General features: G+C 73.3%; 29 protein-coding genes. 8 read left to right on the plus strand and 21 right to left on the minus strand.

The features are described 5' to 3' along the window. The first annotated feature begins 65 nt into the window (after positions 1 to 65). Positions 66 to 716, plus strand: a complete 651-nt coding sequence (locus tag ACO06A_RS20540; protein WP_421736107.1) for a potassium channel family protein — start codon at positions 66 to 68, stop codon at positions 714 to 716. Beyond that, positions 713 to 1387: a potassium channel family protein gene (locus ACO06A_RS20545; protein ID WP_421734035.1), complete on the plus strand. Its 675-nt coding sequence runs from the start codon at positions 713 to 715 to the stop codon at positions 1385 to 1387. Before ACO06A_RS20540 ends, ACO06A_RS20545 begins: the two co-directional genes overlap by 4 nt. Here ACO06A_RS20545 and ACO06A_RS20550 read toward each other — a convergent pair. The 4 genes from ACO06A_RS20550 to dut all read right to left on the minus strand — a co-directional run bounded on the left by ACO06A_RS20550 (position 1320) and on the right by dut (position 3702). Then, positions 1320 to 2060, minus strand: a complete 741-nt coding sequence (locus ACO06A_RS20550; RefSeq protein ID WP_421734036.1) for a DUF3159 domain-containing protein — start codon at positions 2058 to 2060, stop codon at positions 1320 to 1322. The two genes, ACO06A_RS20545 and ACO06A_RS20550, sit on opposite strands and share 68 nt — an antisense overlap. Next, positions 2053 to 2421, minus strand: a complete 369-nt coding sequence (locus ACO06A_RS20555; protein ID WP_421734037.1) for an OB-fold nucleic acid binding domain-containing protein — start codon at positions 2419 to 2421, stop codon at positions 2053 to 2055. The genes ACO06A_RS20550 and ACO06A_RS20555 overlap by 8 nt, the downstream gene beginning before the upstream one ends. Further along, positions 2418 to 3167, minus strand: a complete 750-nt coding sequence (locus ACO06A_RS20560) for a DUF3710 domain-containing protein (RefSeq protein WP_421734038.1) — start codon at positions 3165 to 3167, stop codon at positions 2418 to 2420. Before ACO06A_RS20560 ends, ACO06A_RS20555 begins: the two co-directional genes overlap by 4 nt. 64 nt (positions 3168 to 3231) lie before the next feature. After that, a complete protein-coding gene (dut, locus tag ACO06A_RS20565; protein WP_421734039.1) occupies positions 3232 to 3702 on the minus strand; it encodes a dUTP diphosphatase in 471 nt (156 codons plus the stop codon). Between the two features lie 38 nt (positions 3703 to 3740). On the opposite strand from dut, the gene ACO06A_RS20570 reads away from it, so the two are divergent. Then, a complete protein-coding gene (locus tag ACO06A_RS20570; protein WP_421734040.1) occupies positions 3741 to 4220 on the plus strand; it encodes a DUF3093 domain-containing protein in 480 nt (159 codons plus the stop codon). Between the two features lie 89 nt (positions 4221 to 4309). Here ACO06A_RS20570 and ACO06A_RS20575 read toward each other — a convergent pair whose 3' ends face one another. The 3 genes from ACO06A_RS20575 to ACO06A_RS20585 form a co-directional block, all read right to left on the minus strand. After that, entirely contained in the window at positions 4310 to 4609 is a 300-nt protein-coding gene (locus tag ACO06A_RS20575) for a DUF4193 domain-containing protein (protein WP_056090713.1), read from the minus strand. 160 nt (positions 4610 to 4769) lie between these two features. Continuing rightward, the gene (locus ACO06A_RS20580; RefSeq protein WP_421734041.1) at positions 4770 to 5612 is read right to left on the minus strand and encodes an inositol monophosphatase family protein; all 843 of its coding nucleotides are present in this window, start codon (positions 5610 to 5612) and stop codon (positions 4770 to 4772) included. Positions 5613 to 5624: 12 nt separating this feature from the next. Beyond that, complete coding sequence (locus tag ACO06A_RS20585) at positions 5625 to 6257, minus strand: trimeric intracellular cation channel family protein (protein ID WP_421734042.1); 633 nt, start codon at positions 6255 to 6257, stop codon at positions 5625 to 5627. Between the two features lie 117 nt (positions 6258 to 6374). Here ACO06A_RS20585 and sepH point away from each other — a divergent pair, with 117 nt between their 5' ends. Then, positions 6375 to 7418 (plus strand): septation protein SepH, encoded by a 1044-nt coding sequence (gene sepH / locus ACO06A_RS20590; RefSeq protein ID WP_421734043.1) that lies wholly within the window; start codon positions 6375 to 6377, stop codon positions 7416 to 7418. Between the two features lie 37 nt (positions 7419 to 7455). On the opposite strand, the gene ACO06A_RS20595 is transcribed toward sepH, so the two are convergent. Genes ACO06A_RS20595 through ACO06A_RS20610 form a run of 4 tightly spaced genes read right to left on the minus strand, consistent with a single transcriptional unit; the run spans position 7456 to position 12678 of the window. Further along, positions 7456 to 8115: a thymidine kinase gene (locus tag ACO06A_RS20595; protein WP_175347873.1), complete on the minus strand. Its 660-nt coding sequence runs from the start codon at positions 8113 to 8115 to the stop codon at positions 7456 to 7458. After that, positions 8115 to 9311: an alkaline phosphatase family protein gene (locus ACO06A_RS20600; protein WP_421734044.1), complete on the minus strand. Its 1197-nt coding sequence runs from the start codon at positions 9309 to 9311 to the stop codon at positions 8115 to 8117. The genes ACO06A_RS20595 and ACO06A_RS20600 overlap by 1 nt, the downstream gene beginning before the upstream one ends. Further along, on the minus strand, positions 9308 to 9883 hold the full coding sequence (locus ACO06A_RS20605) for a DUF5998 family protein (RefSeq protein WP_175347875.1): 576 nt from the start codon (positions 9881 to 9883) through the stop codon (positions 9308 to 9310). Before ACO06A_RS20605 ends, ACO06A_RS20600 begins: the two co-directional genes overlap by 4 nt. A gap of 59 nt (positions 9884 to 9942) precedes the next feature. Then, positions 9943 to 12678: a GNAT family N-acetyltransferase gene (locus tag ACO06A_RS20610; RefSeq protein WP_421734045.1), complete on the minus strand. Its 2736-nt coding sequence runs from the start codon at positions 12676 to 12678 to the stop codon at positions 9943 to 9945. 104 nt (positions 12679 to 12782) lie between these two features. Between ACO06A_RS20610 and ACO06A_RS20615 the strand changes: the two genes are divergently transcribed. Then, entirely contained in the window at positions 12783 to 15257 is a 2475-nt protein-coding gene (locus ACO06A_RS20615) for a DNA gyrase/topoisomerase IV subunit A (RefSeq protein WP_421734046.1), read from the plus strand. Between the two features lie 8 nt (positions 15258 to 15265). On the opposite strand, the gene ACO06A_RS20620 is transcribed toward ACO06A_RS20615, so the two are convergent. The 3 genes from ACO06A_RS20620 to ACO06A_RS20630 form a co-directional block, all read right to left on the minus strand. Beyond that, the gene (locus ACO06A_RS20620; protein WP_421734047.1) at positions 15266 to 16012 is read right to left on the minus strand and encodes a lysoplasmalogenase; all 747 of its coding nucleotides are present in this window, start codon (positions 16010 to 16012) and stop codon (positions 15266 to 15268) included. Positions 16013 to 16132: 120 nt separating this feature from the next. After that, a complete protein-coding gene (locus ACO06A_RS20625) occupies positions 16133 to 17161 on the minus strand; it encodes a GNAT family N-acetyltransferase (protein ID WP_421734048.1) in 1029 nt (342 codons plus the stop codon). Positions 17162 to 17210: 49 nt separating this feature from the next. Then, positions 17211 to 19337, minus strand: coding sequence for a DNA gyrase/topoisomerase IV subunit B (locus ACO06A_RS20630; protein ID WP_421734049.1), 2127 nt, complete (start codon positions 19335 to 19337; stop codon positions 17211 to 17213). A 162-nt stretch (positions 19338 to 19499) separates the two neighbouring features. Between ACO06A_RS20630 and ACO06A_RS20635 the strand changes: the two genes are divergently transcribed. Then, complete coding sequence (locus ACO06A_RS20635; protein ID WP_056092095.1) at positions 19500 to 19709, plus strand: DUF7455 domain-containing protein; 210 nt, start codon at positions 19500 to 19502, stop codon at positions 19707 to 19709. 123 nt (positions 19710 to 19832) lie between these two features. Further along, positions 19833 to 20201: a hypothetical protein gene (locus tag ACO06A_RS20640; protein ID WP_421734050.1), complete on the plus strand. Its 369-nt coding sequence runs from the start codon at positions 19833 to 19835 to the stop codon at positions 20199 to 20201. Between the two features lie 2 nt (positions 20202 to 20203). On the opposite strand, the gene ACO06A_RS20645 is transcribed toward ACO06A_RS20640, so the two are convergent. The 7 genes from ACO06A_RS20645 to ACO06A_RS20675 all read right to left on the minus strand — a co-directional run bounded on the left by ACO06A_RS20645 (position 20204) and on the right by ACO06A_RS20675 (position 25191). Then, the gene (locus ACO06A_RS20645; RefSeq protein WP_421734051.1) at positions 20204 to 20482 is read right to left on the minus strand and encodes a YciI family protein; all 279 of its coding nucleotides are present in this window, start codon (positions 20480 to 20482) and stop codon (positions 20204 to 20206) included. Further along, entirely contained in the window at positions 20482 to 20976 is a 495-nt protein-coding gene (locus ACO06A_RS20650; protein WP_421734052.1) for an SRPBCC domain-containing protein, read from the minus strand. Before ACO06A_RS20650 ends, ACO06A_RS20645 begins: the two co-directional genes overlap by 1 nt. Beyond that, positions 20963 to 21316: an ArsR/SmtB family transcription factor gene (locus ACO06A_RS20655; RefSeq protein ID WP_421734053.1), complete on the minus strand. Its 354-nt coding sequence runs from the start codon at positions 21314 to 21316 to the stop codon at positions 20963 to 20965. The genes ACO06A_RS20650 and ACO06A_RS20655 overlap by 14 nt, the downstream gene beginning before the upstream one ends. Further along, positions 21313 to 21672, minus strand: a complete 360-nt coding sequence (locus ACO06A_RS20660) for a VOC family protein (protein WP_421734054.1) — start codon at positions 21670 to 21672, stop codon at positions 21313 to 21315. Before ACO06A_RS20660 ends, ACO06A_RS20655 begins: the two co-directional genes overlap by 4 nt. 126 nt (positions 21673 to 21798) lie before the next feature. Continuing rightward, on the minus strand, positions 21799 to 23355 hold the full coding sequence (locus ACO06A_RS20665) for an RNA polymerase sigma factor (RefSeq protein WP_421734055.1): 1557 nt from the start codon (positions 23353 to 23355) through the stop codon (positions 21799 to 21801). A gap of 219 nt (positions 23356 to 23574) precedes the next feature. After that, positions 23575 to 23970 (minus strand): universal stress protein, encoded by a 396-nt coding sequence (locus ACO06A_RS20670; RefSeq protein WP_421734056.1) that lies wholly within the window; start codon positions 23968 to 23970, stop codon positions 23575 to 23577. A 96-nt stretch (positions 23971 to 24066) separates the two neighbouring features. After that, complete coding sequence (locus ACO06A_RS20675; protein WP_421734057.1) at positions 24067 to 25191, minus strand: DUF4192 domain-containing protein; 1125 nt, start codon at positions 25189 to 25191, stop codon at positions 24067 to 24069. A gap of 156 nt (positions 25192 to 25347) precedes the next feature. Here ACO06A_RS20675 and ACO06A_RS20680 point away from each other — a divergent pair, with 156 nt between their 5' ends. Continuing rightward, the gene (locus tag ACO06A_RS20680) at positions 25348 to 25899 is read left to right on the plus strand and encodes a hypothetical protein (protein WP_421734058.1); all 552 of its coding nucleotides are present in this window, start codon (positions 25348 to 25350) and stop codon (positions 25897 to 25899) included. The last annotated feature ends 4 nt before the right edge of the window (positions 25900 to 25903 follow it).

Below are 25903 nucleotides of genomic sequence, written 5' to 3' on the forward strand. Positions count from 1 at the left end.
CCACCGCCCGCGGCGCGCCGGGCGAGGTGGACGGTATAGCGTGCCCCACTGTGCACTTCGTGATCATGGGATGCGGCCGGGTAGGCGCCACGCTGGCCAAGAGCCTGGAGGACAACGGGCACTCCGTGTCCGTCATCGACCAGAACCCGGAGGCGTTCCGTCGCCTCGACCCGGAGTTCGGTGGCAACAAGGTGACCGGCCTCGGTTTCGACCGGGACACGCTCACGCAGGCTGGGATCGAGGACGCGTTCGCGTTCGCGGCCGTCTCCGACGGCGACAACTCGAACATCCTCGCGGCCCGCGTGGTGCGCGAGACGTTCGGCATCGAGAACGTCGTCGCCCGCATCTACGACCCGCACCGCGCCGAGATCTACCAGCGCCTGGGCATCCCCACGGTCGCCACCGTGCGCTGGACCGCGCACCAGGTGCTCCGCCGCCTGCTGCCCATGGGCGCCACCGACGAGTACCGCGACTCCTCGGGGCAGATCCAGCTCTCGCAGGTCGACGTCCACGAGGGCTGGGTGGGCAAGCCGCTGCGCGTGCTGGAGGAGGCGACCGGCGCCCGGATCGCGTACGTCACCCGCTACGGCGACGGCCTGCTGCCGACGCCGACCACCGTCCTGCAGGAGAACGACACCGTGCACGTGCTCATGCGGGCGGACGCCTCCGCCCTGGTCGAACGCATCCTCACGAGCGCACCGGCGGTGACGGCGTGAGGGTCGTCATCGCGGGGGCCGGCTCCGTCGGGCGCTCCATCGCGCGCGAGCTGCTCGGGCACGGCCACGAGGTCACGCTGATCGACCGCCAGCCGTCGGCCATGCGCGTCTCGCAGGTCGCGGACGCCGAGTGGCTGCTGGCCGACGCCTGCGAGCTGCCCACGCTGCGCCAGGTGAAGGCCGACGAGTGCGACGTCGTGGTGGCCGCCACAGGCGACGACAAGGCCAACCTCGTCATCTCGCTGCTGGCCAAGACCGAGTTCGGCGTCCCGCGTACGGTCGCCCGCGTGAACAACCCGAAGAACGAGTGGATGTTCGACGAGGCCTGGGGCGTGGACGTGGCCGTGTCGACACCGCGCATCATGACCGCGATGGTCGAGGAGGCGGTCACGGTCGGCGACCTGGTGCGCATCTTCACGTTCCACCAGTCCCGCGCGGACATCCTCGAGCTCACGCTCCCGGACGACTCGCCGCTGGCGGGCGTGCGCGTGGGTCAGATCGAGTGGCCCGCGGACACCGTGCTCGCGTGCATCGTGCGGGACGCACGACCGATCGCCCCCAGCCCCGACGACACGCTCGAGGGCCGGGACGAGCTGCTGTTCGTCACGGCTCGGGAAGCGGACGAGTCCGAGCTGGAAGCGCTGCTGACCCACGGACCAGCGACCAGCTGAGCCAGAGGGCCAGCGCGGTCAGCGGCAGGCCCATCGCCAGCTTGGCGGTGCCGAGCCACGCGACCTCGTCGGCCAGGTACAGCGGCACCTGCACGGCGAGGCGGAGCGCGAACATCGCGACCCACGGCCACGTCGCCAGCGCGTACCGGCGACGGAGCACCGGATCGGCGCGCCACGCCACCGCAGCACCCCAGGACCCGTTGCTCGACAGCGGCCCCTCGGCCCGGAACAGCCCCATCACGAGCCCGACCAGCGGCCAGCCGGCCAGGATCGAGCCGAGCGTGCCGATCAGGTAGATCACATTGACCCACAGGCCGTAGGCGAAGTAGTCGGAGGCGTCGCCGGAGCGCCACGCCCAGATGACGCCGACGCCCACCCCCACGAGACCGGAGAACGCCTGCGTCACGGGCGTGCGCTGCGCGAGCCGGACGACGACCGCCGCCACCGCCGCTCCCGCCGCGGCCACCAGGGCGGGCGCGAGCCGCTGACCCGAGGCCAGGTACACGACGACGAACAGCAGGCCGGGCGCGACGGACTCCACGACCCCGCGCACCCCGCCGACGGCGTCGGCCGCGGAGAACTGCTCCGCCGTGAGCGCGCGCATGCCGCGCAGCCCGCCCTCCTCGGGTGGGACGACGTCGTCGATCGCGTCGAGCGGGCGCTCGTCACTCACCGGGACGCGGCCGCAGCTCGTAGCGGGGGTTGAACACGGTGCGCCGGCCGTCGATCAGGCACACGAGCCCCTCGATCTTCAGCCGACGACCGGGTGTGACGCCGGAGATCTCCCGGCGGCCCAGCCAGACCAGGTCCAGCGAACCGCTGCCGTCGTACAGCTCGGCCTCCAGGGCCGGTACACCCTCGCGCGGCCGCAGCGTGACCGACCGGATGACGCCGGAGACGCTGGCGCGCGACCGGTCCGCCAGCTGGTCGACGGGCGTGCAGCCCACCGAGCGGTGGGCGTCGGCGCGCTCCTCGTCGGCCTCGATCTCGGCCTGGGACGCGACCGCCTTCTTCAGGCGTTCCTTGAGGCTCATCGGATCTCCGTGATCTCCGGACCCCGGCGCAGGGGGTCGAAGTCGGGCACTGCCGGGGCATCGTCGGGAGGAGCGGCGGCCTGGAGGTTCGGCGTTCCCGGTCCGGGCAGCCGCAGGGTGAGCAGGTCCCGGGGCGGGCGCGCGTCGGTGCCTCGCACCACGACGATGCCGGCGAAGAGCTGCTCGAGGGCCGTGGCGGCGGCCGGGTCCACGGCCGCGCGACCGGTGATCACACCGCGCACGAACCAGCGCGGACCGTCGGCGCCGACGAAGCGCGCAGGCCGGTGCCCGGTGCGCCCCTCGGGGGTCCGCACGGGGAGGCGCGCCAGCAGCTCGCGGCCGAACGGTCCCGGCAGGTCGTCCGCCGAGCCGCCCTGCTGGGTCACGGACTCGGCGATCTCCGCCCGGATCTCGTCCCAGATGCCCTCGGTGCGAGGTGCCGCGAAGGCCTGCACCTGGAGCGACGAGCCGTCGATGAGGATCGACGCCGCGGACACGACGTCCGTGGCCTTGTCGATCTCCATCCGCAGCTCCATGCCCTGCACGCCGGGCACGAGGATCGCTCCGAGGTCCACGCGCGGGACGTCGTCGTCCACCTGCGAGGCGTCCCACGGCCCGCCCATGCGCTCGACCGGCGCGGACGGGAGGTCGTCGCCGGGCTCGTCGACGACGGCAGACTCGTCGACCTCGGTCTCCACCGCGTCGTCTGGGGCGGAATCCTTTCCACCACGCCGGAACAGCGCCACGTGCTCACTCCTCTTCGACGCGCTCGCGCGCATCAGTTGCCAACAGATCGACAGTAGTCCCGACCTAGACGGTCGGCGCAGCCTTCCAGCCGCCGCTGGAGCCGAAGCCGCCGTCACCCCGGTGCGAGCCGGGCAGCGTCTCGGCCTCCACGAATCTGACCCGCTCCACCCGCTGCACCACCAGCTGCGCGATCCGGTCGCCCCGGTGCAGCTCGAGCGCGTGCTCCACGTCGGTGTTCAGCAGCGTGACCGCGATCTCGCCCCGATAGCCGGCGTCGACGGTGCCGGGTGCGTTCACGATGGTGAGCCCGTGGCGCATGGCCAGCCCGGAGCGCGGATGCACGAACGCGGCGAACCCGTCCGGCAGCGCGATGGCGACCCCTGTCGGCACCGTCACGCGGCCCTGGGGCGGGATCACGACGTCGATCCTGGAGACCAGGTCGGCGCCGGCGTCGCCGGGGTGCGCGTAGGCGGGCGCGGGAAGGTCGGGGTCGAGGCGCAGGAGGAGAACCTCGGGGCTGGGGTCGGCCGTCACGGGGCCAGACCCTACCCGCCGGATGGGATGCTGGGTGCATGCCCGAAGCTCCCAGCGGCGCCCCGCTGCCCTCGTCCCAGGCCGCCGCGCCCACGTACGCCGAGCGGCTGTGGCTCGGACCGCTCGGATGGGTGCTGCTCGTGGCCTTCGCGCTCATGGTGTTCGTCGCGTTCGTCCCCGTCGACGTGCGTGCCGCCGCAGCCGTCGGTGTCGCCGTGCTGGCGGTCGGCGTCCTCGTGCTCGCCGGTGCGGCGCCCCGCGTGGAGGTGCGGGACGGCATCCTCCGGGCCGGCGGTGCGCACATCCCGCTCGCCCTGCTGGGGCCGGCCGTCCCGCTCGACCGCGCCGCGACGACCGCCGAGCTCGGGCCGCGCCTCGACGCGCGAGCCCATCTGTGCCTGCGCGGCTGGATCCACACCTCCGTGCGCGTCGAGGTGCGTGACCCGCAGGACCCGACCCCGTACTGGGTGGTCTCCACCCGCCGCCCTGCGGAGCTGGCTGCGGCGCTGAACGGCTGAGGGCCTGGCGCGAACATGCCGAGGGCCCGTCGCCCGGTGGTGCTGGGCGACCGGCCCTCAGGTCAGTCGTGGAACGTGGGTGGAGGCGATCAGGCCGCGCACTCCGAGCAGACGGGTCGTCCGTCGCGCTCGTAGGCGAGCTGGCTGCGGTGGTGGACCAGGAAGCAGCTCGAGCAGGTGAACTCGTCCGCCTGCCGTGGCAGCACGCGCACCGAGAGCTCCTCGCCGGAGAGGTCCGCGCCCGGGAGCTCGAACCCTTCGGCCGCTTCGGTCTCGTCCTCGTCCACCACGCCCGAGTTCTTGTCGGAGCGCCGAGCCTGGAGCTCCTGGAGCGAGTCCTCGCTCAGGTCCTCCTCGGTCTTGCGCGGGGCGTCGTAGTCGGTAGCCATGTGTGGCGTCACACTCCGTGTCTGGATGGAATCTCGTACGCGGGATCAATGCACGCGACGTGCTTTTTGTTCCCGCGCGCGGTGGGATTCTGCACCACTTTCGAGCGTCGAGCGAACCGGACGCGTGACCGATTTCGTCGCGGTCGGTGTGGGAGCGTTTTCAGGCGTCCGAGTCGGCGCCCAGACCCTCCAGGATCGACCGCAGCTCCTCGACCGCCCCCGGTACCCCCGCGACCGTCATCGCCTCCTGCGCCTGCCCGCCCCGCAGGCCTGTGACCTGCGCACCTGCTTCCTGGGCGATGAGCGCACCGGCCGCCAGGTCCCACGGCTGAAGGCCGCGTTCGTAGTACAGGTCGAGCCCGCCGGCGGCCACGGCGCACAGATCCAACGACGCACAACCGGCGCGACGAATATCACGTACCCGCGGCAACAGTTCTGCGACGATTCGTCCCTGCACCCGCCGCCTCGAGGCGACGTAACCGAAGCCGGTGCCCACCAGCGAGTCGATCAACGGTCGGGGCGGGTTCACCCGCAGCTCCCGACCGTCGAGCGTCGCACCCAGGCCCAGACCGGCGGTGAACGACCGTCCGTCCTCCGGCGAGAACACCGCGCCGGCGAGCGCGGTCCAGGTGGCCGGGTCGGGGGCGGCGGTGGGGTCCGGTCCCATGACCGCGGCCACGGAGACGGCGTAGGGCGAGTGCCCGTAGAGGTAGTTCACGGTGCCGTCGATGGGGTCCACCACCCAGGTGATCCCGGAGGTCCCGGGACGGAACGCCTCCTCCTCACCGAGGATCGCGTCGTTCGGCCGCAGCTCCGCGAGCCGCGTGCGCAGCAGCGCCTCCGACGCGAGGTCCATCGCCGTCACCACGTCCTGGGCGCTGGACTTGGTGGCCGACACGGTGACGTCCCGCCGACCGTCGCGGACCAGCGCACCGGCCTCGCGGGCGAGGGCCTCGGCGATCTCTGCGAGCGCGCGGACCTGGTCAGGAGTGTGGGGGGTCACGCCCCCATCCTGTCAGCGAACGGTCCCCCGCCACGGTCCGGGCGCCTTCAGCTGGTACCGCAGAGCGCCCACCCGCAGGACGAACACCGCGGCCACCACGGCGACGCTCGTCGCGGTGGTGATGGCCTCCTGCCACCACAGGATGGCCGTCGCCGTGGACCCCAGCAGCGCGGGAATCGCGTACAGCTGTCGATGGTGGAGCACGACGGGGACCTCGCCCGACAGCAGGTCGCGGAGCACGCCGCCGCCCACGCCGGTCATCACGCCGACCACCACGGCGGCCGTCAGGGTGGTCCCGTACTCGAGCCCCTTGATGGTCCCGACGACGCTGAACAGGGCGAGCGCCCCGGCGTCGAGCACCTCGATGAACCGCCGCGCGCGCTCGAGCCGGGGGTGGAAGAAGTAGATGACACCCGCGCCGACGACGGCGGTCATGATGAACCGCCAGTTCGAGATCCCGACCGGCGGCACGGCCCCGATGAGGACGTCGCGCAGCATGCCCCCGCCCAGGCCGGCCGCCCAGGCGAGCACGATGATGCCGAACACGTCGAACTGCTTGCGGACCGCGGCGAGCGCCCCCGACATCGCGCCGACCAAGACCCCGATCAGCTCGAGGACGGGTTCGAAGGGGATGTCCGTGTCCACGCGGCAGATCATCGCAGCGTCGGCCCCGTGCGGCGTGATCCCGCGCCGCACCGGCCCGGGTCCGCGCCGTCGAGCCGGATCGGTGGCAGGCTCGTGCCCGAGTTACCGGGAGGTCGCATGGGTGAGCTGGAGCTGGTGGGTCTGCACGAGGACGGGGAGCACCTCGTCCTGGTGGCCCCTGACGGCGCGCGCTTCCGCGTGCGCATCGACGAGCCGTTGCGCGCCGCCGTGCGTCGCGACCGGCCGCAGCTCGAGCAGCTGCGCGCCGAGAGCGCCGGGACGCTGAGCCCCCGGGAGATCCAGTCCCGCATCCGCGCGGGTGCGACGACGCAGGAGGTGGCGGACTCCGCCGGCCTTCCCGTCGAGCGGGTCCGCCGGTACGAGGGACCTGTCCTTGCCGAGCGCGAGCACATCGCCGAGCAGGCCCGCGGCACCCGCGTCGGGCGGGAGTCCGGGGCGCCGACCCTCGGCGACCTGGTGACCGACCGGCTCGCCGCACGCGGTGTCGAGCTGGCCTCGCTGGCGTGGGACGCGGCCCGTGAGTCCTCCGGACCCTGGGTCGTCCTCGCCCGGTTCGCCGTGGGTGACACCGAGCACGAGGCGCGCTGGACGTTCGACCCCGCCAAGCGGACGGTCGTCGCCGTCGAGGACGAGGCGCGCTGGCTGTCCGAGACGGAGCTCGCCGACGAGCCGGTGTCGCGGCGCCACCTCGCGGCCGTGCGCGACGTGGTGTTCGACTTCCAGGGCGACGGCGCTGCCCTCCGCGGCGCGCACGACGCGCCCGAACCCGTCGAGCCCGACCCCGTCCCGGACCCGCACGAGCAGACGGCCTCGCTCCTGGACGACCTACGCAGCCGGCGCGGCGTCCGGCAGGCGGTCGAGCTCGGCGACGAGGACGACTCCGAGGAGTTCGAGGGCTTCGGCCCCCAGCACGCGTTCGACTTCGGGCGGCTGGACACCTCGGTGCCCGGCGCTCACCCGGTCGATGCGGACGACGCCGCCGAGGCGCACGTCTACCCCGCACCGGTCGCGGTCCCGGAGCCGGTCACCACGCCTGCGGCTGCCGCCGAGCACGACGAGAGCGAGCGCCCGCGCGCCCGACGTGGACGCGCCAAGGTGCCCAGCTGGGACGAGATCGTCTTCGGCGCAAAACCAGAATGACCGGCGGTCGATGACCCGCGGTCGGTGACGCCGGCGCTCAGAGGCTGAGCTCGTCCACCGACGTGAGCGTCTGCGGGCTGGGCGAGGAGGCGCGGGCGGCCGCGGCGGTCATGCGACGCATGTGGTGCCGTCGGCACAGGACCTCGTAGCCGACCTCGTCGGCACCCGCCTCGACGTCGCCGACCACCACCTGCGCCCCCTCGACCACCATGGTCCCGCCGATCGTGCGGGCGTTGTGCGTGGCCCGCGCCCCGCACCAGCACAGCGCGCGCACCTGGAGGATCTCCACCCGGTCGGCGAGCTCGACCAGGCGGGCGGCACCCGGGAACAGCCGCGCGCGGAAGTCGGTGGAGATGCCGAAGACGTAGACGTCCACACCCAGCTCGTCCACCACCCGGGCCAGCTGCTCCACCTGCGCGGCGGTGTAGAACTGCGCCTCGTCGCCGATCAGGTAGTCGACCGGCCGGCCGTGCGTGCGGCGCGCGATGACGTCGGACCAGAAATCGGTCGAGTCGTCCACCTCGTGCGCGCGCTGCGTCAGCCCGAGGCGGGAGGAGATGGTCGCGGTGCCGGCGCGGTCCTGCCGCGTGAACAGCACCCCGTCGCGTCCGCGCGCCGCGTGGTTGTGGTGCATCTGGAGCGCGAGCGTGGACTTCCCGCTGTCCATCGTGCCGGAGAAGAAGACCAGCTCGGCCATCAGGCGACCACCAGGCACGGGACGAGCATCTCGAGGGGGGTCAGCGAGCCGTGCACCCCGACCAGGTCGAGGGAGGCCGCCGTCTGGGTGCGCGAGTCCACGACGGTGGCGCGTCCGGTCATGGCGACCACCACGTCGCCGATCACCGGGAGCACGTGCGGGGAGACGTCGCCGAACCAGGAGTCGTCCACGGCCTCGGTGCGCGTGGCCACGACCGCAGCGTCCCCGAGCACGTCGCGCCACCGCTGGGCCACCACGTCCGGGTCGACACCGGCACCGAGGTGCAGGTGCAGCGCTCGCGGCTCCCCCGCCACCAGCTCGACACCGTCGCCCAGCGCGGGATCCGTCGCCACGTCCCAGCGCAGGGACCGGTCGACGTCGACCATCCCGTGGTCGGCCGTGATGACCAGCACCGCGTCCCGCGGCAGCGACCGGGCGAGCCGTCCGAGCTCCGCATCGAGCTCCGCGAGGGCGTCTCCCCACTGCCAGGACCCCCACCCGTGCCGGTGCCCCGCCTTGTCGACGTCACCCCAGTACAGGTACGCCACCCCGGGCCGACGCAGCGCCTCGAGCGTGGCGTCGACCCGCGAGGCGAGCGACTCGGCCGCCTTGTAGGTGGGGCCACGCAGGGCGGCCTCGGTGAGCCCGGAGCCGGAGAACCGGGCCGGACCGATGCTCGTCACGCTCGTGCCGGCGGCGACGAGCCGCTCGAACACCGTGGTCTCGCGCTGCCACTCGCGGGCGGGCGGGAGGCCGGTCCAGCTCACGAGGTTGCCCAGCTCACCGCTGGCGGGATCGCGGACCGTGTACCCGAGCATGCCGGTGCGACCCGGCGGCAGCGCCACCCCGAACGTGCCCATCGCGGTGGCGGTGGTCGACGGGAACGTGCTGGTCAGCGGCGCGGACCCGGCGAGCCGCTGCCGCAGGAACGGCGCGTGGCCCGCGCGCTCGGCGAGGTTCGCGTGCCCGAGGCCGTCGACCAGCACGACGCAGACGCGCGACGCGTCGGGCAGCCCGAGCAGTCGCTGCGAGAGCTCCGCCTCCGGCACCTCGCGCACCCCGACCGCTCCGGCGACTGCGGGCAGGACCCTGCCGAGGCACGGGTACCGGGAAGCCGGCGCCACGAGGTCCGCCGCGTCGAGCGCGTCCCTCAGCCGCGACGGCGCCGTCGGGCTCGGAGTCTCGAGATCGGTCATCGGGCCCGTGCGCTCGCCGCGGACAGCTGACGGGCGAACGCCGTGGCGGCGCGCACGGAGTCGAGCCCCTCCGCGGCGGCGCTCACGCGCACCACCACGTCGTCGGGCGCGAGCGTCCCGGTGAGCCCGTGGTCCGCGTCGCAGCTGGGGTCGCCGCACGTCGCGGGCTCGAGGTCCACCCGGGAGACCGCACCCCAGCCGATCACCAGCGTGAGCTCCTGCGCGGGCTGCCCGCGCTCGTGCTTCTCCGGCAGGGGCACCACGTGGGTGAGCGCGACCGACGTCAGCTCGGCCAGCGGCACCGCCTCGGTGGTCGCCGACGCGGAGGCCGACGGGTGCTCGGAGTCGGCCGGGTGGTCGTCGACGTGGGCGACGACCAGGCGCGTCGGGGTCAGCACGAGCACGGTGACGTGGCGGCGGACCTCGGCGGCGTCGAACGTCGTCTCGGGGTGGACCAGGTGAGCCACGACCTCTTCGTCGGCCAGGGCCACGTCGAGCACGTCGACGACGAGCTCCGGGTAGTAGCCGGCACGGTGGAGGTCCTGGTGCAGGGCGGGAGCAGCAGCGGGCACCCGTCCATCCTCCCACCTCGACGGCCGTGGCCAGCGACCGGGTCCCCGTCGGGGCACGATCACACCCTCGACAATCGGCGGGTGGCATCGGCACGGTCGGCCCGCGACACCGCGGCCCGCGCCCCGAGCACCACGGCGCCGTGCTCGGAGACCACGACGGGGTTCAGCTCGAGGGAGCGCAGCTCGGGCAGGTCGTCGGCGAGGACGGCGACCCGCGCGATGAGGTCCTCGAGAGCGGCCACGTCGAGCGCCGGCAGGCCGCGGTAGCCGAACAGGCGGGGTGCCGCCCGGGCGGTGCGGACCAGCTCGGCGACGTCGACGTCCGTGAGCGGCGGGACGCCGTAGGCGATGTCGCCGAGCAGGTCCGACGCGTCACCGGCGAGGCCGAAGCTGATGATCGGTCCGAACAGGGGGTCCTCGACCGACCGCACGACGCACGCGGACCCGTGCGGAGCCATGGCCTGCACCTCGAGCGGCGCGTCGACGTCCCCGTGCTCGTGGCCCGCAGCCAGCGCGAGCACCTGCTCCACGTCCGCCCGCAGCTCGGTCTCGTCGGCGACGTCGAGCCGCACGCCGCCGAGGTCCGCGCGGTGCCGCAGGGCGGGGACCGTCGTCTTGATCGCGACCGGCCACCCGATGCGGTCGGCGGCGGCGACGGCCTCGTCGGCATCGTGCACCCGGTACGAGGGCAGGACGCTGACGCCGGCCGTGCCGAGCAGCTCGGAGGTCCGCTCGGGACTCAGCGCCAGGACCGCGTCGCCCGATGCCTCCGCCTCGAGCCACCCCGCGACGAGCCGGCGGGCGGCGCGCGTCTCGACGCCCTCGGGATGCAGCGGACGGCCCCGGTCCCCGTCGCGCCACTGCGCGTACCGGGCGGCGTGCCCGAGCGCCAGCGCGGCGTCCTCCGGCGTGCTGTAGGCGGGGACGGTCCACTCCCTGCCGTCGTCGTCGGTGGCGGTCAGCTCGGGGGTGAGCCCGTGCAGGTCGTAGATGCAGGCCACCGTGGTGCGTCCGGAGCGCGCGGCGGTCCGTGCGACCGCCTCCTGGAGCACCGTGTCGGGCCCGCCGACCGTGGGGATCCGGACGACCACCACGACGTCGCTGTCAGGGTCGCCGTAGAGCTCATCGACGGCGGCGCTCACGCGCTCGGGGGACGCGTCCTCCGGCAGCAGCTGGACGTGCCCGCTGACCACCAGCCCGGCGGCCGCGACGGCCTCCGCGACGAGCGCGGCGACGGACGCCGAGCTGGCCAGGATGGCAGTGCGTCGGCCCGCGGGCAGCGGCTGGTGCGCCAGGACCTGCGCCACGTCGAGCATCTGGTGCGTGTTCTCGACGCGGACCACCCCCGACTGCCGGAGCATCTCCGCGAGGGTCCGCGGCGGCGCGTGGGTGGGGCGCACCGCGTGGCCCGGCGGCACCACCTGCCCCGACCGCCCGGCCGTGACGACGATGACGGGCTTGAGGAGCGACAGCCGGCGGGCCACCCGCGAGAACTTCCGCGGGTTGCCCAGCGACTCCAGGTACAGGCCGACGACGTCCGTGTCGACGTCGTCCGCCCAGAACTGCATGAGGTCGTTGCCGGACACGTCCGCCCGGTGCCCGGCGGAGACGAACTGCGAGAGGCCGATCCCGCGCCGGCGGACCGCCGCGAGCAGCGCGACGGACAGGGGTGCCGACTGGCAGAAGAGACCGATCCGTCCCGTGGGCGGGGGTGAGGCCGCCAACGACGCGTTGAGCTGGAGGCCGCCGGCGCGCGCGGACAGGATGCCGTAGGAGCCCGGCCCGACCACGCGCATCCCGGCCCCGTGGGCGACGCGCAGCAGCGCACGCTGCCGGTCCAGGCCCCCCGGGCCCTCCTCGGCGAAGCCTGCGGTGAGCAGCACGACCCCGTGCACCCCGAGCCGGGCCAGAGCGCGGACGACGTCGGCCGCGTCGGCCGACGGCACGGCGACGACGGCCAGCTCGACCGGTCCGGGGACGTCGGCCAGCTCCGCGTGCATCGGCAGGGCCGAGTCGCCGGGGACGCCCACGGCGTGCACCAGCACCGACGGGTCCCCCACCAGCAGGTCTGCCAGCACGCGCGCGGCCAGGCGGCCGGCCAGGGTCTCCCCCGCGTCCACCCCGGGACCGACCACCACGACCGAGCTCGCGTGCAGCAGGTCCCGCATGGAGCGTGCCTCGGCGCGGTGCTCGCGGTCGGCCATCACGGCGAGCGAGCGGTCCGTGGGGTCGATGTCGAACCCGACCGCGACGATGCCGTCCTCGGTGCGCTGCCGCACCTCGTACCCGGCGTCCTTGAACACGCCGATCATCCGGCCGTTCTGCGGCAGGACCTCCGCGACGAACCGCCGGACCCCGCGCTCCCGGGCGGCGGCGGCGAGGTGCTCGAGCAAGACGGACCCCAGGCCGCGCCCCTGGTGGGCGTCGGCGATGTTGAACGCCACCTCGGCCTCGTCGGTGCCGATCCGGTCGTACCGCGCGACGCCGATGATCTGGTCCACGTCCTGCGGCTCGGCGCCGCTCGACACCGCCACGAGCGCGACGCGGTCCACCTGGTCGACGTTCACCAGCCGGGCGAGGTCGCGCTCCGGCAGCCGCTCCAGCGGAGCGAAGAACCGCATGTACGTCGAACGCTCCGACTGGGCGACGTGGAACGCCTGCAACGCGTCGGCGTCGTCGGGACGCAGGGGGCGGACGTGCGTCGTGGAGCCGTCGTGCAGCACGACGTCCGCCTCCCAGGCGGCCGGGTACACCGGGCCCGGGCTCGGGTGGTCGTCAGCCGTGACGTCTGCCATGGACGTCACGCTAGTGCGGCGTACCGCGTGCCGCGGCCCGTCGGGGCCTGCGGACGGTCCACAATGGTCGCCGCACCGCAGACCGGCACCGAGGAGCAGCACCCATGGCGCGTCGCCCGGCGACCCCCGAACTCCCGCCCGAGGACCTCGTCGAGCGCATCGTCGACATCGACGTCGCGACCGAGATGGAGGGCTCGTTCCTCGAGTACGCCTACTCCGTCATCTACTCCCGGGCCCTGCCCGACGCCCGCGACGGCCTCAAGCCGGTGCAGCGCAGGATCCTCTACCAGATGTCCGACATGGGCCTGCGCCCCGACCGCCCCTACGTGAAGTCGGCGCGCGTGGTCGGCGAGGTCATGGGCAAGCTGCACCCGCACGGCGACGCGGCGATCTACGACGCGATGGTCCGCCTCGCGCAGCCGTTCTCGCTGCGCCTGCCCCTGGTGGACGGGCACGGCAACTTCGGCTCGCTCGACGACGGCCCCGCCGCGCCCAGGTACACCGAGGCCCGCATGGCGCCGTCCGCGCTGGCGATGACCACCGGGCTCGACGAGGACGTCGTCGACTTCGTGCCCAACTACGACAACAAGCTCACCCAGCCCGAGGTGCTCCCCGCGGCGATCCCGAACCTGCTGGTCAACGGCGCGGCCGGCATCGCGGTCGGGATGGCCACCAACATGGCCCCGCACAACCTCGTCGAGGTGGTCGCGGCGGCCCGGCACCTGGTCCTGCACCCCGACGCCACGCTCGAGGACCTGCTGCGGTTCGTCCCCGGCCCCGACCTGCCGTCGGGCGGCAAGATCGTCGGCCTGGAGGGCGTCCGCGAGGCGTACCGGACGGGCCGCGGCGCCTTCCGCACGCGTGCCACGGCCCGCATCGAGAACGTCACGGCGAAGCGCAAGGGCATCGTCATCACGGAGCTGCCGTACACGGTGGGCCCCGAGAAGGTCATCGAGAAGATCAAGGAGGGCGTCCAGAACAAGAAGCTCTCCGGCATCTCCGACGCCGTCGACCTCACCGACCGCCAGCACGGGCTGCGGCTGGTCATCGAGATCAAGACGGGCTTCCACCCCGAGGCCGTCCTCGAGCAGCTCTACCGGTACACGCCGCTGGAGGACTCGTTCTCCATCAACAACGTCGCGCTCGTCGACGGCCAGCCGCGCACGCTCGGCCTGCGCGAGCTGCTGGTCGTCTGGGTGGAGCACCGGATCGTCGTGGTCCGTCGGCGCTCGCAGTTCCGGCTGGCCAAGCGCCTCGAGCGCCTCCACCTGGTGGAGGGCCTGCTCGTCGCGATCGTCGACATCGACGAGGTCATCCAGGTGATCCGCACGTCCGACGACGCCGACACCGCCCGCGCCCGGCTGCGCAGCGTGTTCGACCTGTCCGAGCCCCAGGCGGAGTACATCCTCGAGCTGCGGCTGCGTCGGCTCACCAAGTTCTCGCGCATCGAGCTGGAGAAGGAGCAGGAGCAGCTGGCGCAGGAGATCGCGGAGCTGCGGGAGATCCTGGGCGACGAGGCCCGGCTGCGCACGCTGGTGTCGGCGGAGATGGCCGACGTGGCCGCCACCTACGGGACCCCGCGCCGGACCATCCTGCTCGAGTCGGCGGGCGGTACCTCGATCACCGGCGCCCCGGCACCGCGCGGTGCCACCGCCCCGCTGGAGATCGCCGACACCCCGTGCTGGGTCCTCCTGTCCGGCACCGGCCTCCTGGCTCGCACGGCGTCCGAGGACCTGCCCGCGCGGGTCGAGGGCGCCCGCCGGTCCAAGCACGACGTCGTCGCTGCAACCGTCGCCACGACCGCGCGCGCCGAGGTCGGCGTCGTGACCTCCCAGGGCCGCATCGTCAAGGTCTCCGTGCTCGACCTCCCCGGGCTGCCGCCGACCGACGGGACGCCCTCCCTGTCCGGCGGCGTCCCGCTCGGCGAGGTGGTGACGCTCCTGCCGCGCGAGCGCGTGGTCGGCCTCGCGTCGCTGGCGCCCGACGCGCCGACGCTCGCGCTGGCCACCGCGCAGGGCACGGTGAAGCGGGTCTCGGCCGGCGACGTGCCCGGCAACCGGGACGCCTGGGAGGCGATCTCGCTCAAGGACGGCGACGAGGTGGTCGGCGCCGCCGCCGTGACCGACACGGACGAGCTCGTGCTCCTGGCCTCCGACGCGTCCCTCCTGCACTTCCCCGCGTCGGCGGTCCGGCCGCAGGGCCGTGCCGCGGGGGGCATGGCCGGCATCAAGCTCGCCGGCGGCCAGCGGGTGGTCGCGTTCGGCTCCGTCGCTGCGGACGAGGCGTCCACGGCGGTCGTCGTGACGGTGGCCGGCGCCTCCGGTGCGCTGCCGGGCACCCAGGCAGGCTCGGCGAAGGTCACCCCGTTCGACGTCTACCCGGGCAAGGGTCGCGCGACGGGCGGGGTGCGGGCGCACCGGTTCCTGCGGAACGAGGACACCCTGCTCCTCGCGTGGGTCGGCACCGCGCCGGCATGGGCGACGGGCTCCGGCGGTCAGCCGATCGAGCTACCGCCCACCGACCAGCGCCGCGACGGGTCGGGAACCCCGCTCACCGCCCCTGTGCACGCGATCGGCTGACCCGCCCCTCAGACGAGCGCGACCGCGTTGTCCCGGACCGGCGGCCGCTGGACGAACGTGCGGACCGGTGCGGGCTCGGGTGCCCGTCGCTCGACCACGTTCCGGGACACCACAGCCGCGGCGATCAGGCCCTGCCCGACCGTGTAGGTGAGCATGACCCAGAACCCCTGCCCGGCGAGCTCCCACGACGGCACGAAGGCCTCCAGCGCGATCAGGGCGTCGCTCACGAGGAAGACGGCGCCTCCGATGCCCGCGACCCGGCCGAGGCCGGTGGAGAGAACGGCCATCGCGGTCAGCACGCCGCCGTACACCGCCACCGGCACGAGCAGGCTGTCCGCGCCCGGCGCGCACAGGGCGACGAGCGCGACGAGCACCGCGACGTACGGCACCAGCAGGACGGGGCGGCGGTAGACGATCGACGCCCTGACCGACGGAGCGAACGCGACGACGTAGGCGGTCTGCGCGAGCAGGAAGAACCCGACCATCACCAGGAACGCGGCATCCTCCCCGACCAGTGACGGGACGAGGTCACCGAGCCAGGAGAACCCGAGCGCGACCAGCACCCAGGTCACCAGGCGTCCGCGTGGCCAGCGGGTCGCGGTGAGGACGACCGCCGCGAGGGCCGGCATGAGCAGCCACTGGCTGACTCTCTCCAGGACGTCGGGCCCGGTCAGCTGGGCGACCAGGTGCACGAGCACGAGCACCACGAACACGGAGACCCACAGGCGTGCGGCCCTGGACAGCGAGCGTCCCACGACGACCTCCTCGAAGCCGGACGCCCTCGTCCGGCGACAGAAAACGGCCGGACGTCGTCGTCCCGCCGCGCCGATGCTAACGCGCGGCGAGCACCTCGTGAGGCGGATCGACCCGGTCGCTCAGAGCTCGATCGAGAACATCGTCGAGCTGTGGAACACCGCGTACCCCAGGCCCTCGTACAGCCGGTGCGCGCCGGACTGGTTCGCGGTGTCGACGCCCAGCTCGGCCATGTCCATCCCGTCCGCCCGGTAGGCCGCCATCACGGTGGCCAGCAGCGCGGGCGCCAGGCGACGACCCCGCCACGCACGCCGCACACCGAGCAGGTCGGTGTAGCCGGCCTTGTAGCCGATCACCGGCCAGTCGTGCTCGTACCGGCCCGACACCAGGTAGCCCGCCACCTCGCCGGACGCGTCGTCGATCGCGACGAAGCTCCACATCGGGGCGAACATGCTCCGGCCCTGAGCCCACTCGCCGGGGGTGCGGGGCTCGCTGCCCCAGTGGTCGGCGAACGCGTCGTTGTGCGCGAGCCGCACCTGGTCGTCCAGCTCCGGGGTCCACGGCACAATCCTCAGCCCCTCGGGAACGACGACGGGCGGGAGCTCGATGTCCAGCGGGCGACGCATCTCCGCGTAGAACCGCACCGGGGTGAAGTCGCTCGCGTGCAGCAGGCGGACGGTGGCCTCGGCCTCGTCCTGGGTGAACACAGCGAGGCGACCGGGCAGCTCCTTGCCCGAGGCCGCCAGCAGCTGCCGCCCGCGAGCCGTCTCCCACGCCAGCACCTGTCGACCGATCCCCCGCCCGCGCCACTGCGGGTCCACGGCGCCGTCGAGGAAGGCACGGACCACACGAGCGTCGCCGGGTGGCTGGTTGACGCGCGCGTAGGCGCGGATCACCCCGTCGGCGTCGACGCCCGCGAGCGTGTCGCGCGCGTGGTCCTTCCAGTCGCCCTCGAACTCGTCGTCGACCTCCTCCGCCGAGGTGCGGAACGGAGCGGAGTCGGCCTCCTCGACTGCGTTGAGCAGCCGCGTGAGAGCGGGCACGTCGTCGCGCGTGAGCGGTCGCCACGTGAGGCCGTGCGTGCCGGAGGGCAGCGGGACGTCGGCGGGAGCGGCGGCGCGCTCGGCGATGGGCGCGAGGTCGGTGGTCACGACCACCACGATCCCCGGCCCGGCGCCGTCACGGCAACCGAAATGCCCGTCAGGCGTCGATGCGGCTGCGGTCCAGACCGTCCCCGCCGGCCACGATGAAGTCCTTGCGCGGGGCGACGTCGGAGCCCATGAGCAGCTCGAAGACCTCCTCGGCCCGCTGCGCCCCCTCGACGGTCACGCGGCGCAGCGTGCGGTGGCGGGGGTCCATGGTGGTCTCCGCCAGCTGGTCCGCGTCCATCTCCCCGAGGCCCTTGTAGCGCTGGATGTCGTCCTTGTAGCGCTTGCCGGCCCGGTCGAGCTTCTTCAGCGTCGCCGCCAGCTCGGCCTCCGAGTACGTGTACACGTACTCGTTCTTGCGCCCGCCGCCGCCGATGACCTCGATGCGGTGCAGCGGCGGCACGGCGGCGTACACGCGACCTGCCTCCACCAGCGGCCGCATATACCGGAACAGCAGCGTGAGCAGCAGCGTCCGGATGTGCGCACCGTCGACGTCGGCGTCGGTCATCAGCACGATCTTCCCGTAGCGCGCCGCCTCCAGGTCGAACGAGCGGCCCGACCCGGCACCGACCACCTGGATGATCGCGGCGCACTCCGCGTTCTTCAGCATGTCCGTGATGGAGGCCTTCTGGACGTTGAGGATCTTGCCGCGGATGGGCAGCAGCGCCTGGAAGTCGGAGCTGCGCGCCAGCTTGGCGGTGCCGAGCGCGCTGTCCCCCTCGACGATGAACAGCTCGCTGCGCTCGACGTCGTCGCTGCGGCAGTCGGCCAGCTTGGCGGGCAGCGAGGACGTCTCCAGGGCGTTCTTGCGCCGCGAGATCTCCTTCTGCTTGCGCGCGGACAGCCGTGCGCGCATCTCACCGACCACCTTGTCCAGCAGCAGCGACGAGTGCGCCTTGTGGTCGCGCTTGGGCGACGTGAAGATCGCCCCCAGCTCGGTGTCGAGGACCTTGGCGACGATCGCGCGGACCGGCCCGGTGCCCAGCACCTCCTTGGTCTGCCCCTCGAACTGCGGCTCGGCCAGCCGGACGGTGACCACGGCGGTCATGCCCGCGAGCACGTCCTCCTTCTCGATCCGCTCCGAGGTGTCCCGCGCCGAGATCTTCAGGCGCCGTGCGTTGGCGTCGACCGCCTTGCGCATGGTGCGCAGCAGCCCGGCCTCGAAGCCGGCCAGGTGGGTGCCACCCTTGGGCGTCGAGATGATGTTGACGAAGCTGCGCACCTCGGTCTCGTACCCGGTGCCCCACCGCAGCGCGATGTCCACGTCGCAGGTGCGCGAGACCTCCTGCGCGGTCATGTGGCCCCGGTCGTCCAGCACGGGCACCGTCTCGACGAACGCCGCCGATCCCGTGAGGTGCCAGGTGTCCGTCACCGCGGTGTCCGGCGCCAGGTGGTCCACGAAGTCCACGACGCCGCCGCTGTGCAGGAACGTCTCCTCGTGCGGCCCGTCGGCGCCGGGCGTGCCGGGGATGCCGCGCTCGTCGCGCACGGTCAGCGTGAGACCGGGGACCAGGAAGCTCGTCTGCCGCGCGCGGGTGACCAGCTCGTCGTACGCGAACACGGCCGTCTTGGGGAAGATCTGCGGGTCCGCCCAGTACCGGACGCGCGTGCCGGTGCGTCCCCGCGCCACCTTGCCGCCGACCGCCAGCTCCGAGCCCGAGACGAACGGCTCGAACGGGTTGTCCGGTCCGATGCCGCCGCGGTCGTCGAACGTGCCCGGCTCGCCGCGGTGGAACGTCATGCGGTGGGTGCGACCGCCCCGGTCGACCTCGACGTCCAGGCGCGCCGACAGGGCGTTGACCACCGAGGCGCCGACGCCGTGCAGGCCACCGGACGCGCCGTAGGAGCCGCCGCCGAACTTGCCGCCCGCGTGCAGCTTGGTGAACACGACCTCGACGCCGGTCAGCCCGGTCTTCGGCTCGATGTCCACCGGGACACCGCGCCCGTTGTCGCGCACCTCGACCGAGGAGTCCGCGTGCAGCACGATCTCGATCCGGTCGCCGTACCCGCCCAGGGCCTCGTCCACCGAGTTGTCGATGATCTCCCACAGGCAGTGCATGAGACCGCGGCTGTCGGTGGTGCCGATGTACATGCCCGGGCGCTTGCGGACCGCCTCCAGGCCCTCCAGCACGGACAGGTGCCGGGCGGTGTAGCCGGACTGCGGGGAGGTCGTCGTCACGGGCCGATGGTAGTCGCCGGGCCGGACAGGACCGCGGCACCATGCCGCCGGACACTGCTGTGTTGCGGGCTGGTTACAGTCCACTACGCGGTGAGCGAACCACCCGCTCCTGGTGCGTGGGATCGGCGACCGGGGTGGTTCTATGGACTCGTGACCGGGACCATGACGCATCCACTGACCGCGGCCGACCGCTGCGACCGCTGCGGCGCACAGGCCTATGTCCGAGTTGTTCTTCCCGTGGGAGAGCTCCTCTTCTGTGCGCACCACGCGCGCGAGCACGCACCGAAGTTCGCCGAGCTGGCCACCCACGTGCAGGACGAGACCGACCGACTGCTCGCCGAGCACGGAGCAGGAGCCGGCGCCGCGACCTGACGTCCCGGCACCACCACGACGACCGCGCGAGGCCCGGACCTTCTGGTCCGGGCCTCGTCGTCTACGCCTAGGCTCCGGTCATCGGGCACCGACACCCGCCGGTCCCCTACAAGGAGGTGCGACGTGAGCGATCCCGTCTTCGACAAGTCCGAGCAGCTCGAGCTCGTGAGCCGTGGCCTGCTGGAGGGCGAGGAGGTGCTGGCCGTGTACGACTGCATCGGCACCGGCACCGGCTTCGTCGGCCTGACCACCCTGCGCGTGGTGCTCCAGGACAAGAGCTTCGTCGGCAAGCGCATCGCGGTCACGTCGATCCCCTACCGGCACGTCCGCTCGGTCTCGGTGGTGAGCAACACGTCCCTGGTCGGCAAGTTCGCCTCGAGCAGCAGCATCGCCATCGACGTCGGCAGCGGCGCCATCCACGAGGCCGACTTCCGCGGCGCGGAGAAGGCGCAGAGCGCCCACGACCTGATCCTCTGGTACATCACGCGCTGAGGTCAGGCCAGCACGTCCGTCCACGCGAGCACGCGGTAGGACCTCACGAGGCCGTGCACGACGAAGGGGTCGCCCGCGGCGAACTCCTCCGCGGCCTCGCGGGTGGTCAGCAGGCACATCGACCCGTTCACCTCGGGCTGCTCGAACGTGCCGATCGCCACCAGCAGGCCGCGCGCCGCGAAGTCCTCGTAGTGCGCGACGTGCGCGGCCATGTGCACCGGTGCGAGCTCCAGCACGTCCGGCCCCGACTCGTAGGTCACGACGTAGCGCACCTGCGTCATCACGCACCGCCCTCGGCGTGGGCGACCAACCGGGCCAGGATCATCCCCCAGCCACGCACGTACGAGCCGCCGCGGTAGCCCTCCGGCAGCGCGCAGGCGCCGCCCAGCTGCTCCTCGGTCATCCGCTCCCAGCCCCGGTGCTCGACGGAGACGCGGGTGAGCGCCGCTCCGAGCGGCCGGAAGCTCAGCTCGACCTCGGTCGGCTCGGGCGTGAGCAGCCACGACATGGTGAACCCGTGCGGCGGGTCCCACGCGACCAGCTCACCCCACACGTGCGTGGTGCCGTCGTCCCAGGTCTCGACGACGTTCCCTCCGAGCCGGCGCTCCATCGTGACGTCCCGCACCCGGTCGCCGCCGGAGGAGAACGGTTCGACGGGCCACCAGACGCCGATCTCGCGCACGAAGACGTCGAACGTCCGGCCGACGTCCGCCCGGACCGTGGTCGCCTGGTGGACCGGGGGCGCGTTCAGCGTCACGACCTCACGCGGTGGCACGGTCGTCCCTCTCGCTGCCGTCCGCGTCGAGCACGCCGACCTCGATCTCGACCAGGCGACGCGCCGTGTCGAGCGACGCCGCCCAGGTCTCGTCGAGGTAGGCGCGCAGCCCGGCGAGCCCCTCCGGACGCGACCGGTAGTAGTTGCGCGTCCCCTGGGTCCGGCGGGTCACCAGGCCGGCGTCCTCGAGCACCCGCAGGTGCTGGCTGACGGCGCTGCGTGTCACGTCGAACTCCTCAGCCAACCGCCCGACGGGGACCTCGTCGTGGGCCAGGAGCGTGAGGATCTCCCGGCGGCGCGGCTCGGCCAGGGCCCGCAGCACGGTGTCCGTCTGGCTCACGCCCACAGTCCTACCGCGTGCCCCTCCGGGTCGGCCAGCACCGCGACGCTGCCGTTGTCCGCCGGGAGCTTGGTCGGCGGGGCCAGCACGGAACCACCGAGCTCCGTCGCCCTCGCGAGCGTCGCGCCGAGGTCGTCGACGCGCACGTACATCAGGATCCCCGGCGGCAGCCCGTCGGGGTCGGCGGCGCCGATCCCCCCGCCGACCGTCTCGGCCGGTGCACCCGTGTCGATCAGCGTGTACCCGCCGAGCTCGGGCGGCGCGTCCGACGACCAGTCGAAGAGCCGCGTGTAGAACTCGCGGGAGCGCGCGGGGTCGGTGCTGTTGATCTCGAACCACATGACGGGACTGCCCATGATCCACCTCCGGCTGATCCGACTGAACCCTCTAATGGTCAGCGATCACTAACCGTTAGTCAAGACTGTCGGAACGACAGAACCCCGCCCCACACCGAGGTGGGACGGGGTTCTGATCGGGAACGGTCAGTCCAGGTAGTCGCGCAGCACCTGCGAGCGCGACGGGTGCCGCAGCTTCGACATGGTCTTCGACTCGATCTGCCGGATCCGCTCGCGCGTCACGCCGTAGACCTTGCCGATCTCGTCGAGCGTCTTCGGCTGGCCGTCGGTCAGGCCGAACCGCATCGACACCACGCCTGCCTCGCGCTCGGAGAGCGTGTCGAGCACCTGGTGCAGCTGCTCCTGGAGGAGCGTGAAGCTGACGGCGTCCGCGGGGACGACGGCCTCGGAGTCCTCGATGAGGTCGCCGAACTCGCTGTCCCCGTCCTCGCCGAGCGGCGTGTGCAGCGAGATGGGCTCGCGGCCGTACTTCTGGACCTCGACCACCTTCTCGGGGGTCATGTCGAGCTCCTTGGCGAGCTCCTCGGGCGTGGGCTCGCGGCCCAGGTCCTGGAGCATCTGCCGCTGGACGCGGGCCAGCTTGTTGATGACCTCGACCATGTGCACCGGGATGCGGATGGTGCGGGCCTGGTCGGCCATGGCGCGGGTGATGGCCTGACGGATCCACCACGTCGCGTAGGTCGAGAACTTGTAGCCCTTGGTGTAGTCGAACTTCTCGACCGCGCGGATCAGACCGAGGTTGCCCTCCTGGATCAGGTCCAGGAACAGCATGCCGCGGCCGGTGTAGCGCTTGGCCAGGGAGACGACCAGACGGAGGTTGGCCTCGAGCAGGTGGTTCTTGGCCCGACGACCGTCGTTCGCGATCCACTCGAGCTCGCGCTTGATCTTGGCTTCCATCGTGATGCCGGCGTTGAGGCGCTCCTCGGCGAACAGTCCGGCCTCGATGCGCTTGGCGAGGTCGACCTCCTGCTCGGCGTTCAGCAGGGCGACCTTGCCGATCTGCTTGAGGTAGTCCTTGACCGGGTCCGCCGTGGCGCCGGCCGTGACGACCTGCTGGGCGGGGGCGTCGTCGTCGTCCGCGTCGGAGTAGACGAAGCCGCTGTCCTCGCTCTCCTCCTCCTTGGCGGCCGGCTTCTTCTCGCCGTCCTCGTCGTCGTCGTCGGAGTCGGTGGTGTCCTCCACGACCTCGACCACCTCGACGACGTCGACGACGACCTCCTCGATCGCCGCGATGTCCGGCTCCTCGCCGTCGACGACCTCGACCTCGGCGTCGGCGTCGGCCGGCTCGGCCGCCGCCTTCTTCGCGGCCGCTGCCTTGGCGGCGGTAGGCTTGGCGGCGGTGGCCTTGGCGGTCGCCGTGGTCTTGGCGCGCGTGGTCTTGGCGGGTGCGGCGGCGCCCTCCTCGGGCGGCACCACGGCCTTCGTGGACGGGCGAGCCTTGGCGCTGGTAGCGGCGACAGCACGGGCGGGAGCCGCCGGCTCACGCACGCCGATGCCGGCGGTGGACAGTCCACGGACGACGGCGCGCAGACGCTTGGCGTCCTGGACGTCCGCCTGCTCGCACGCGGTGCGCAGCTCCTCGGCGCCCACGGTGCCGTGGGTGCGCCCACGCAGGACGAGGTCCTGGAGGGCGGGGTGCTCGAACTCACGCGGAAGAGCGGGATGCGGGGTCTGGGACGACACGAACGACCTTTCGGCAGCGCGACACCCGGAACGGGGCCGGGAGGTAGATAGATATTGTACCGACCTCACGGGCCGGTCGGCGCTATCACGGGCACGACGACACGGCCGTCGAGGACGGCGGTCATGGGGTTCTCGGTGTCAACGAACGGCAGGCGCCAGAGATTCCCGCGGGGACGGACCCGATGAGGGGTCCCGCTGCGTGAGACGCACGCGCCGGCGTCAGCCGGGTCCGGGCTTGACGGTGAGCACGGGGCACGGCGCGTCGAACAGCACGCGCTGCGCGTTGGCACCGAGGATCAGCTTGCCCACCGGGCTGCGCCGGCGCAGCCCCAGGACCACCAGATGGGCGCCCACCTCCTCCGCCGTCGCGATGAGGTCGTCCGCGACGTCGCCGCCCGTGAGCAGCCGCACCTCGTGGTCGACGTCCGCGGCGGCGAGCTCGGCCCGCACCCTCTCCAGCTCCGCCTCGACAGCGGCGCGCTGCTCCTCCGGCTCGTCCGGGCGTGCGCTCACGACGACCACGACGCGTGTGTCACGCTGCCGCGCTTCCTCGATCGCCGCCCCGAGGGCCGCCCGACCTTCCGGAGTGGCCAGATAGCCGACCACGATGCCCATCGGTCCTCCCCTCGTCCCGCGGCAACACCGCCGTGTGCGTGACGCTACCGGAGCGAAGGGGTCGCGACGAGCGCACCGCTCGCATCTCGCCGCAGGTCAGTCGGCGTGCCGCACCCACCCGGGCGGCACGGCCGCGCTCAGCGCGTCGTCGAGGAGCTCCGCCAGCCGGTACCCCGGCTCCGCGTCGAGCGCCCCGTCAAGCAGCACCCGTGCACGGGCGCCGTCCCCACGCCACCACGCGAGCAGGGCCAGGAGCGTCAACGCGGGTGCCTGCGCGCCGGTCCTGCCGCGGGAGACCACCGCCTCCAGCACGGCCTCGTGCACCGCCGTCGCCCGAGCCGGGGGCACGACCCCCCGGACGGGGTCGATGATCATGGCCATCGCCACGCCGAGCGCTGCGTCCACCTCCGGCGTCGACTCCGCACCGCGCACGCACCGCTCGGCCAGGTCCGCGGTGCCGGGCACCAACGTGACCAGCACGCCGTCGCGCACCCGCCGGTCGGCCAGCCCGGCCTCGACCCGACCCCAGGGCGCTCCCCCGGTGCCGGGCCCCTCGGTCTCCACGAGCGCGACCGCGCTGCGCCACGCCGCCAGCGACTCCTCCCGCCACCGGGAGACCGCGTCGGCGCCCGCGACGAGGGCGTCCTCCCAGCGGCGCTCCCAGCGACGTCGCACGCGGGCCACGGATCGTCGGACCTCGCCGTGCTGCGGCCGGATCCGGGCGATGTCGTCGCGAGAGTCCGCGACCGCGGACCCGGCCAGCACCAGCGTGGCACCCACCTGGGTGGAGTCCAGGTCGCGCAGCGGCCGACCACCGGGCGGGCAGCAGTCCTCCACGCAGTCGAGGGCGAGGTAGCCGCTCGGCGTGACCACCCAGACCAGGACGTCCGCCAAGGACGCCACCGCGGCGTCCTGGAAGTGCCGCGCCGCGATCTGCGCCGAACCGTCCGACCCGCGGGGGTCGCGATCCGTGTACAGCACGAGGATGGCCCGCCGGGCCCCGTCCCGACCCAGGTGGGCGACGAGGGTGCGGGCGAGCATCGGCCCCGCCGCCTCGTCGGCGAGGTGGGGAAGGTCCACCCGGACGACGAGGCCGACCGCGCCGCGGGGCGGGCGCAGGCTCACGGCGACGGCGCTGTCCGCGGGCCGGAAGCCGAGCCGGTGCGGGACGAGAGCGAGGATCTCCCGGGGTTCGCTCACCCGGAGCGTGGTGGTCTGCATGGCGGCAGCACATCGGAATCCGGGGTCGAGCAGACCGGACCCCGGCGGATCTGTGCGGGACGTGCTCGATCACCGGGTTGTGGGCGGCTCGACGGCAGCCATGCCCGTCCCCCATGCCGACTCAACCGCGCCCCGCCTGGCGGCTACCCTGTCGCGATGCCCCGACCCGTCCCCCTGACCCGCGCCCGGCCGCGCGCTGCCGCCGCCGTCGTCGCGCTTCTCGTCGGCTGCTCGGTCGCGGCGTGCTCGACCAGCAGCCCCGGGCAGATCTCGCCCACCGGCACCGCGGTGGCGTCGCTGACGGCCGCACCGGCGCCGACGGAGTCGCTCCTGCCGGACGCCACCACCGGCGCGAGCTCGGCGGTGGGCGAGGTCGTCGACGGCTTCCCTGCGGCGCTCGTGCCCGTGCCCGCGGGCGCCGAGGTGCTGCTGTCCTCCGCCGAGCCGGTCGAGGGCACCGACCTGACCCAGGTGAGCCTCAACCTGCGCACGGACCAGGACGCGGCCGGGCTGCTCGAGGCCATCCGCGCTCCCCTGGTCGCGGCGGGCTTCGCGGAGTCGACGCCGCCCGCGCCCGAGCCCGGGCTGGCGGCCCAGTCGACGTTCACCCGCGGCGACGGCTCCGAGCTGCTGGTCGTCGGCATCCTCGACCGGGACGACGAGCGCACGCTCACGCTCGGCGGGCGGGTCCGCGCGACCGCGCCGTAGGCTG

Origin of the sequence: Cellulomonas sp., assembly GCF_965229465.1 — a bacterium.
Lineage (GTDB): Bacteria > Actinomycetota > Actinomycetes > Actinomycetales > Cellulomonadaceae > Cellulomonas.

Coding starts and splice junctions, on each gene's coding strand:
- ACO06A_RS20540 (WP_421736107.1), top strand. CDS start 66: ATGGGATGCGGCCGGGTAGGCGCCACGCTGGCCAAGAGCCTGGAGGAC.
- ACO06A_RS20555 (WP_421734037.1), bottom strand. CDS start 2,421: ATGAGCCTCAAGGAACGCCTGAAGAAGGCGGTCGCGTCCCAGGCCGAG.
- ACO06A_RS20570 (WP_421734040.1), top strand. CDS start 3,741: ATGCCCGAAGCTCCCAGCGGCGCCCCGCTGCCCTCGTCCCAGGCCGCC.
- ACO06A_RS20575 (WP_056090713.1), bottom strand. CDS start 4,609: ATGGCTACCGACTACGACGCCCCGCGCAAGACCGAGGAGGACCTGAGC.
- sepH (WP_421734043.1), top strand. CDS start 6,375: ATGGGTGAGCTGGAGCTGGTGGGTCTGCACGAGGACGGGGAGCACCTC.
- ACO06A_RS20595 (WP_175347873.1), bottom strand. CDS start 8,115: ATGGCCGAGCTGGTCTTCTTCTCCGGCACGATGGACAGCGGGAAGTCC.
- ACO06A_RS20600 (WP_421734044.1), bottom strand. CDS start 9,311: ATGACCGATCTCGAGACTCCGAGCCCGACGGCGCCGTCGCGGCTGAGG.
- ACO06A_RS20610 (WP_421734045.1), bottom strand. CDS start 12,678: ATGGCAGACGTCACGGCTGACGACCACCCGAGCCCGGGCCCGGTGTAC.
- ACO06A_RS20615 (WP_421734046.1), top strand. CDS start 12,783: ATGGCGCGTCGCCCGGCGACCCCCGAACTCCCGCCCGAGGACCTCGTC.
- ACO06A_RS20635 (WP_056092095.1), top strand. CDS start 19,500: ATGACGCATCCACTGACCGCGGCCGACCGCTGCGACCGCTGCGGCGCA.
- ACO06A_RS20645 (WP_421734051.1), bottom strand. CDS start 20,482: ATGACGCAGGTGCGCTACGTCGTGACCTACGAGTCGGGGCCGGACGTG.
- ACO06A_RS20660 (WP_421734054.1), bottom strand. CDS start 21,672: ATGGGCAGTCCCGTCATGTGGTTCGAGATCAACAGCACCGACCCCGCG.
- ACO06A_RS20670 (WP_421734056.1), bottom strand. CDS start 23,970: ATGGGCATCGTGGTCGGCTATCTGGCCACTCCGGAAGGTCGGGCGGCC.
- ACO06A_RS20675 (WP_421734057.1), bottom strand. CDS start 25,191: ATGCAGACCACCACGCTCCGGGTGAGCGAACCCCGGGAGATCCTCGCT.
- ACO06A_RS20680 (WP_421734058.1), top strand. CDS start 25,348: ATGCCCCGACCCGTCCCCCTGACCCGCGCCCGGCCGCGCGCTGCCGCC.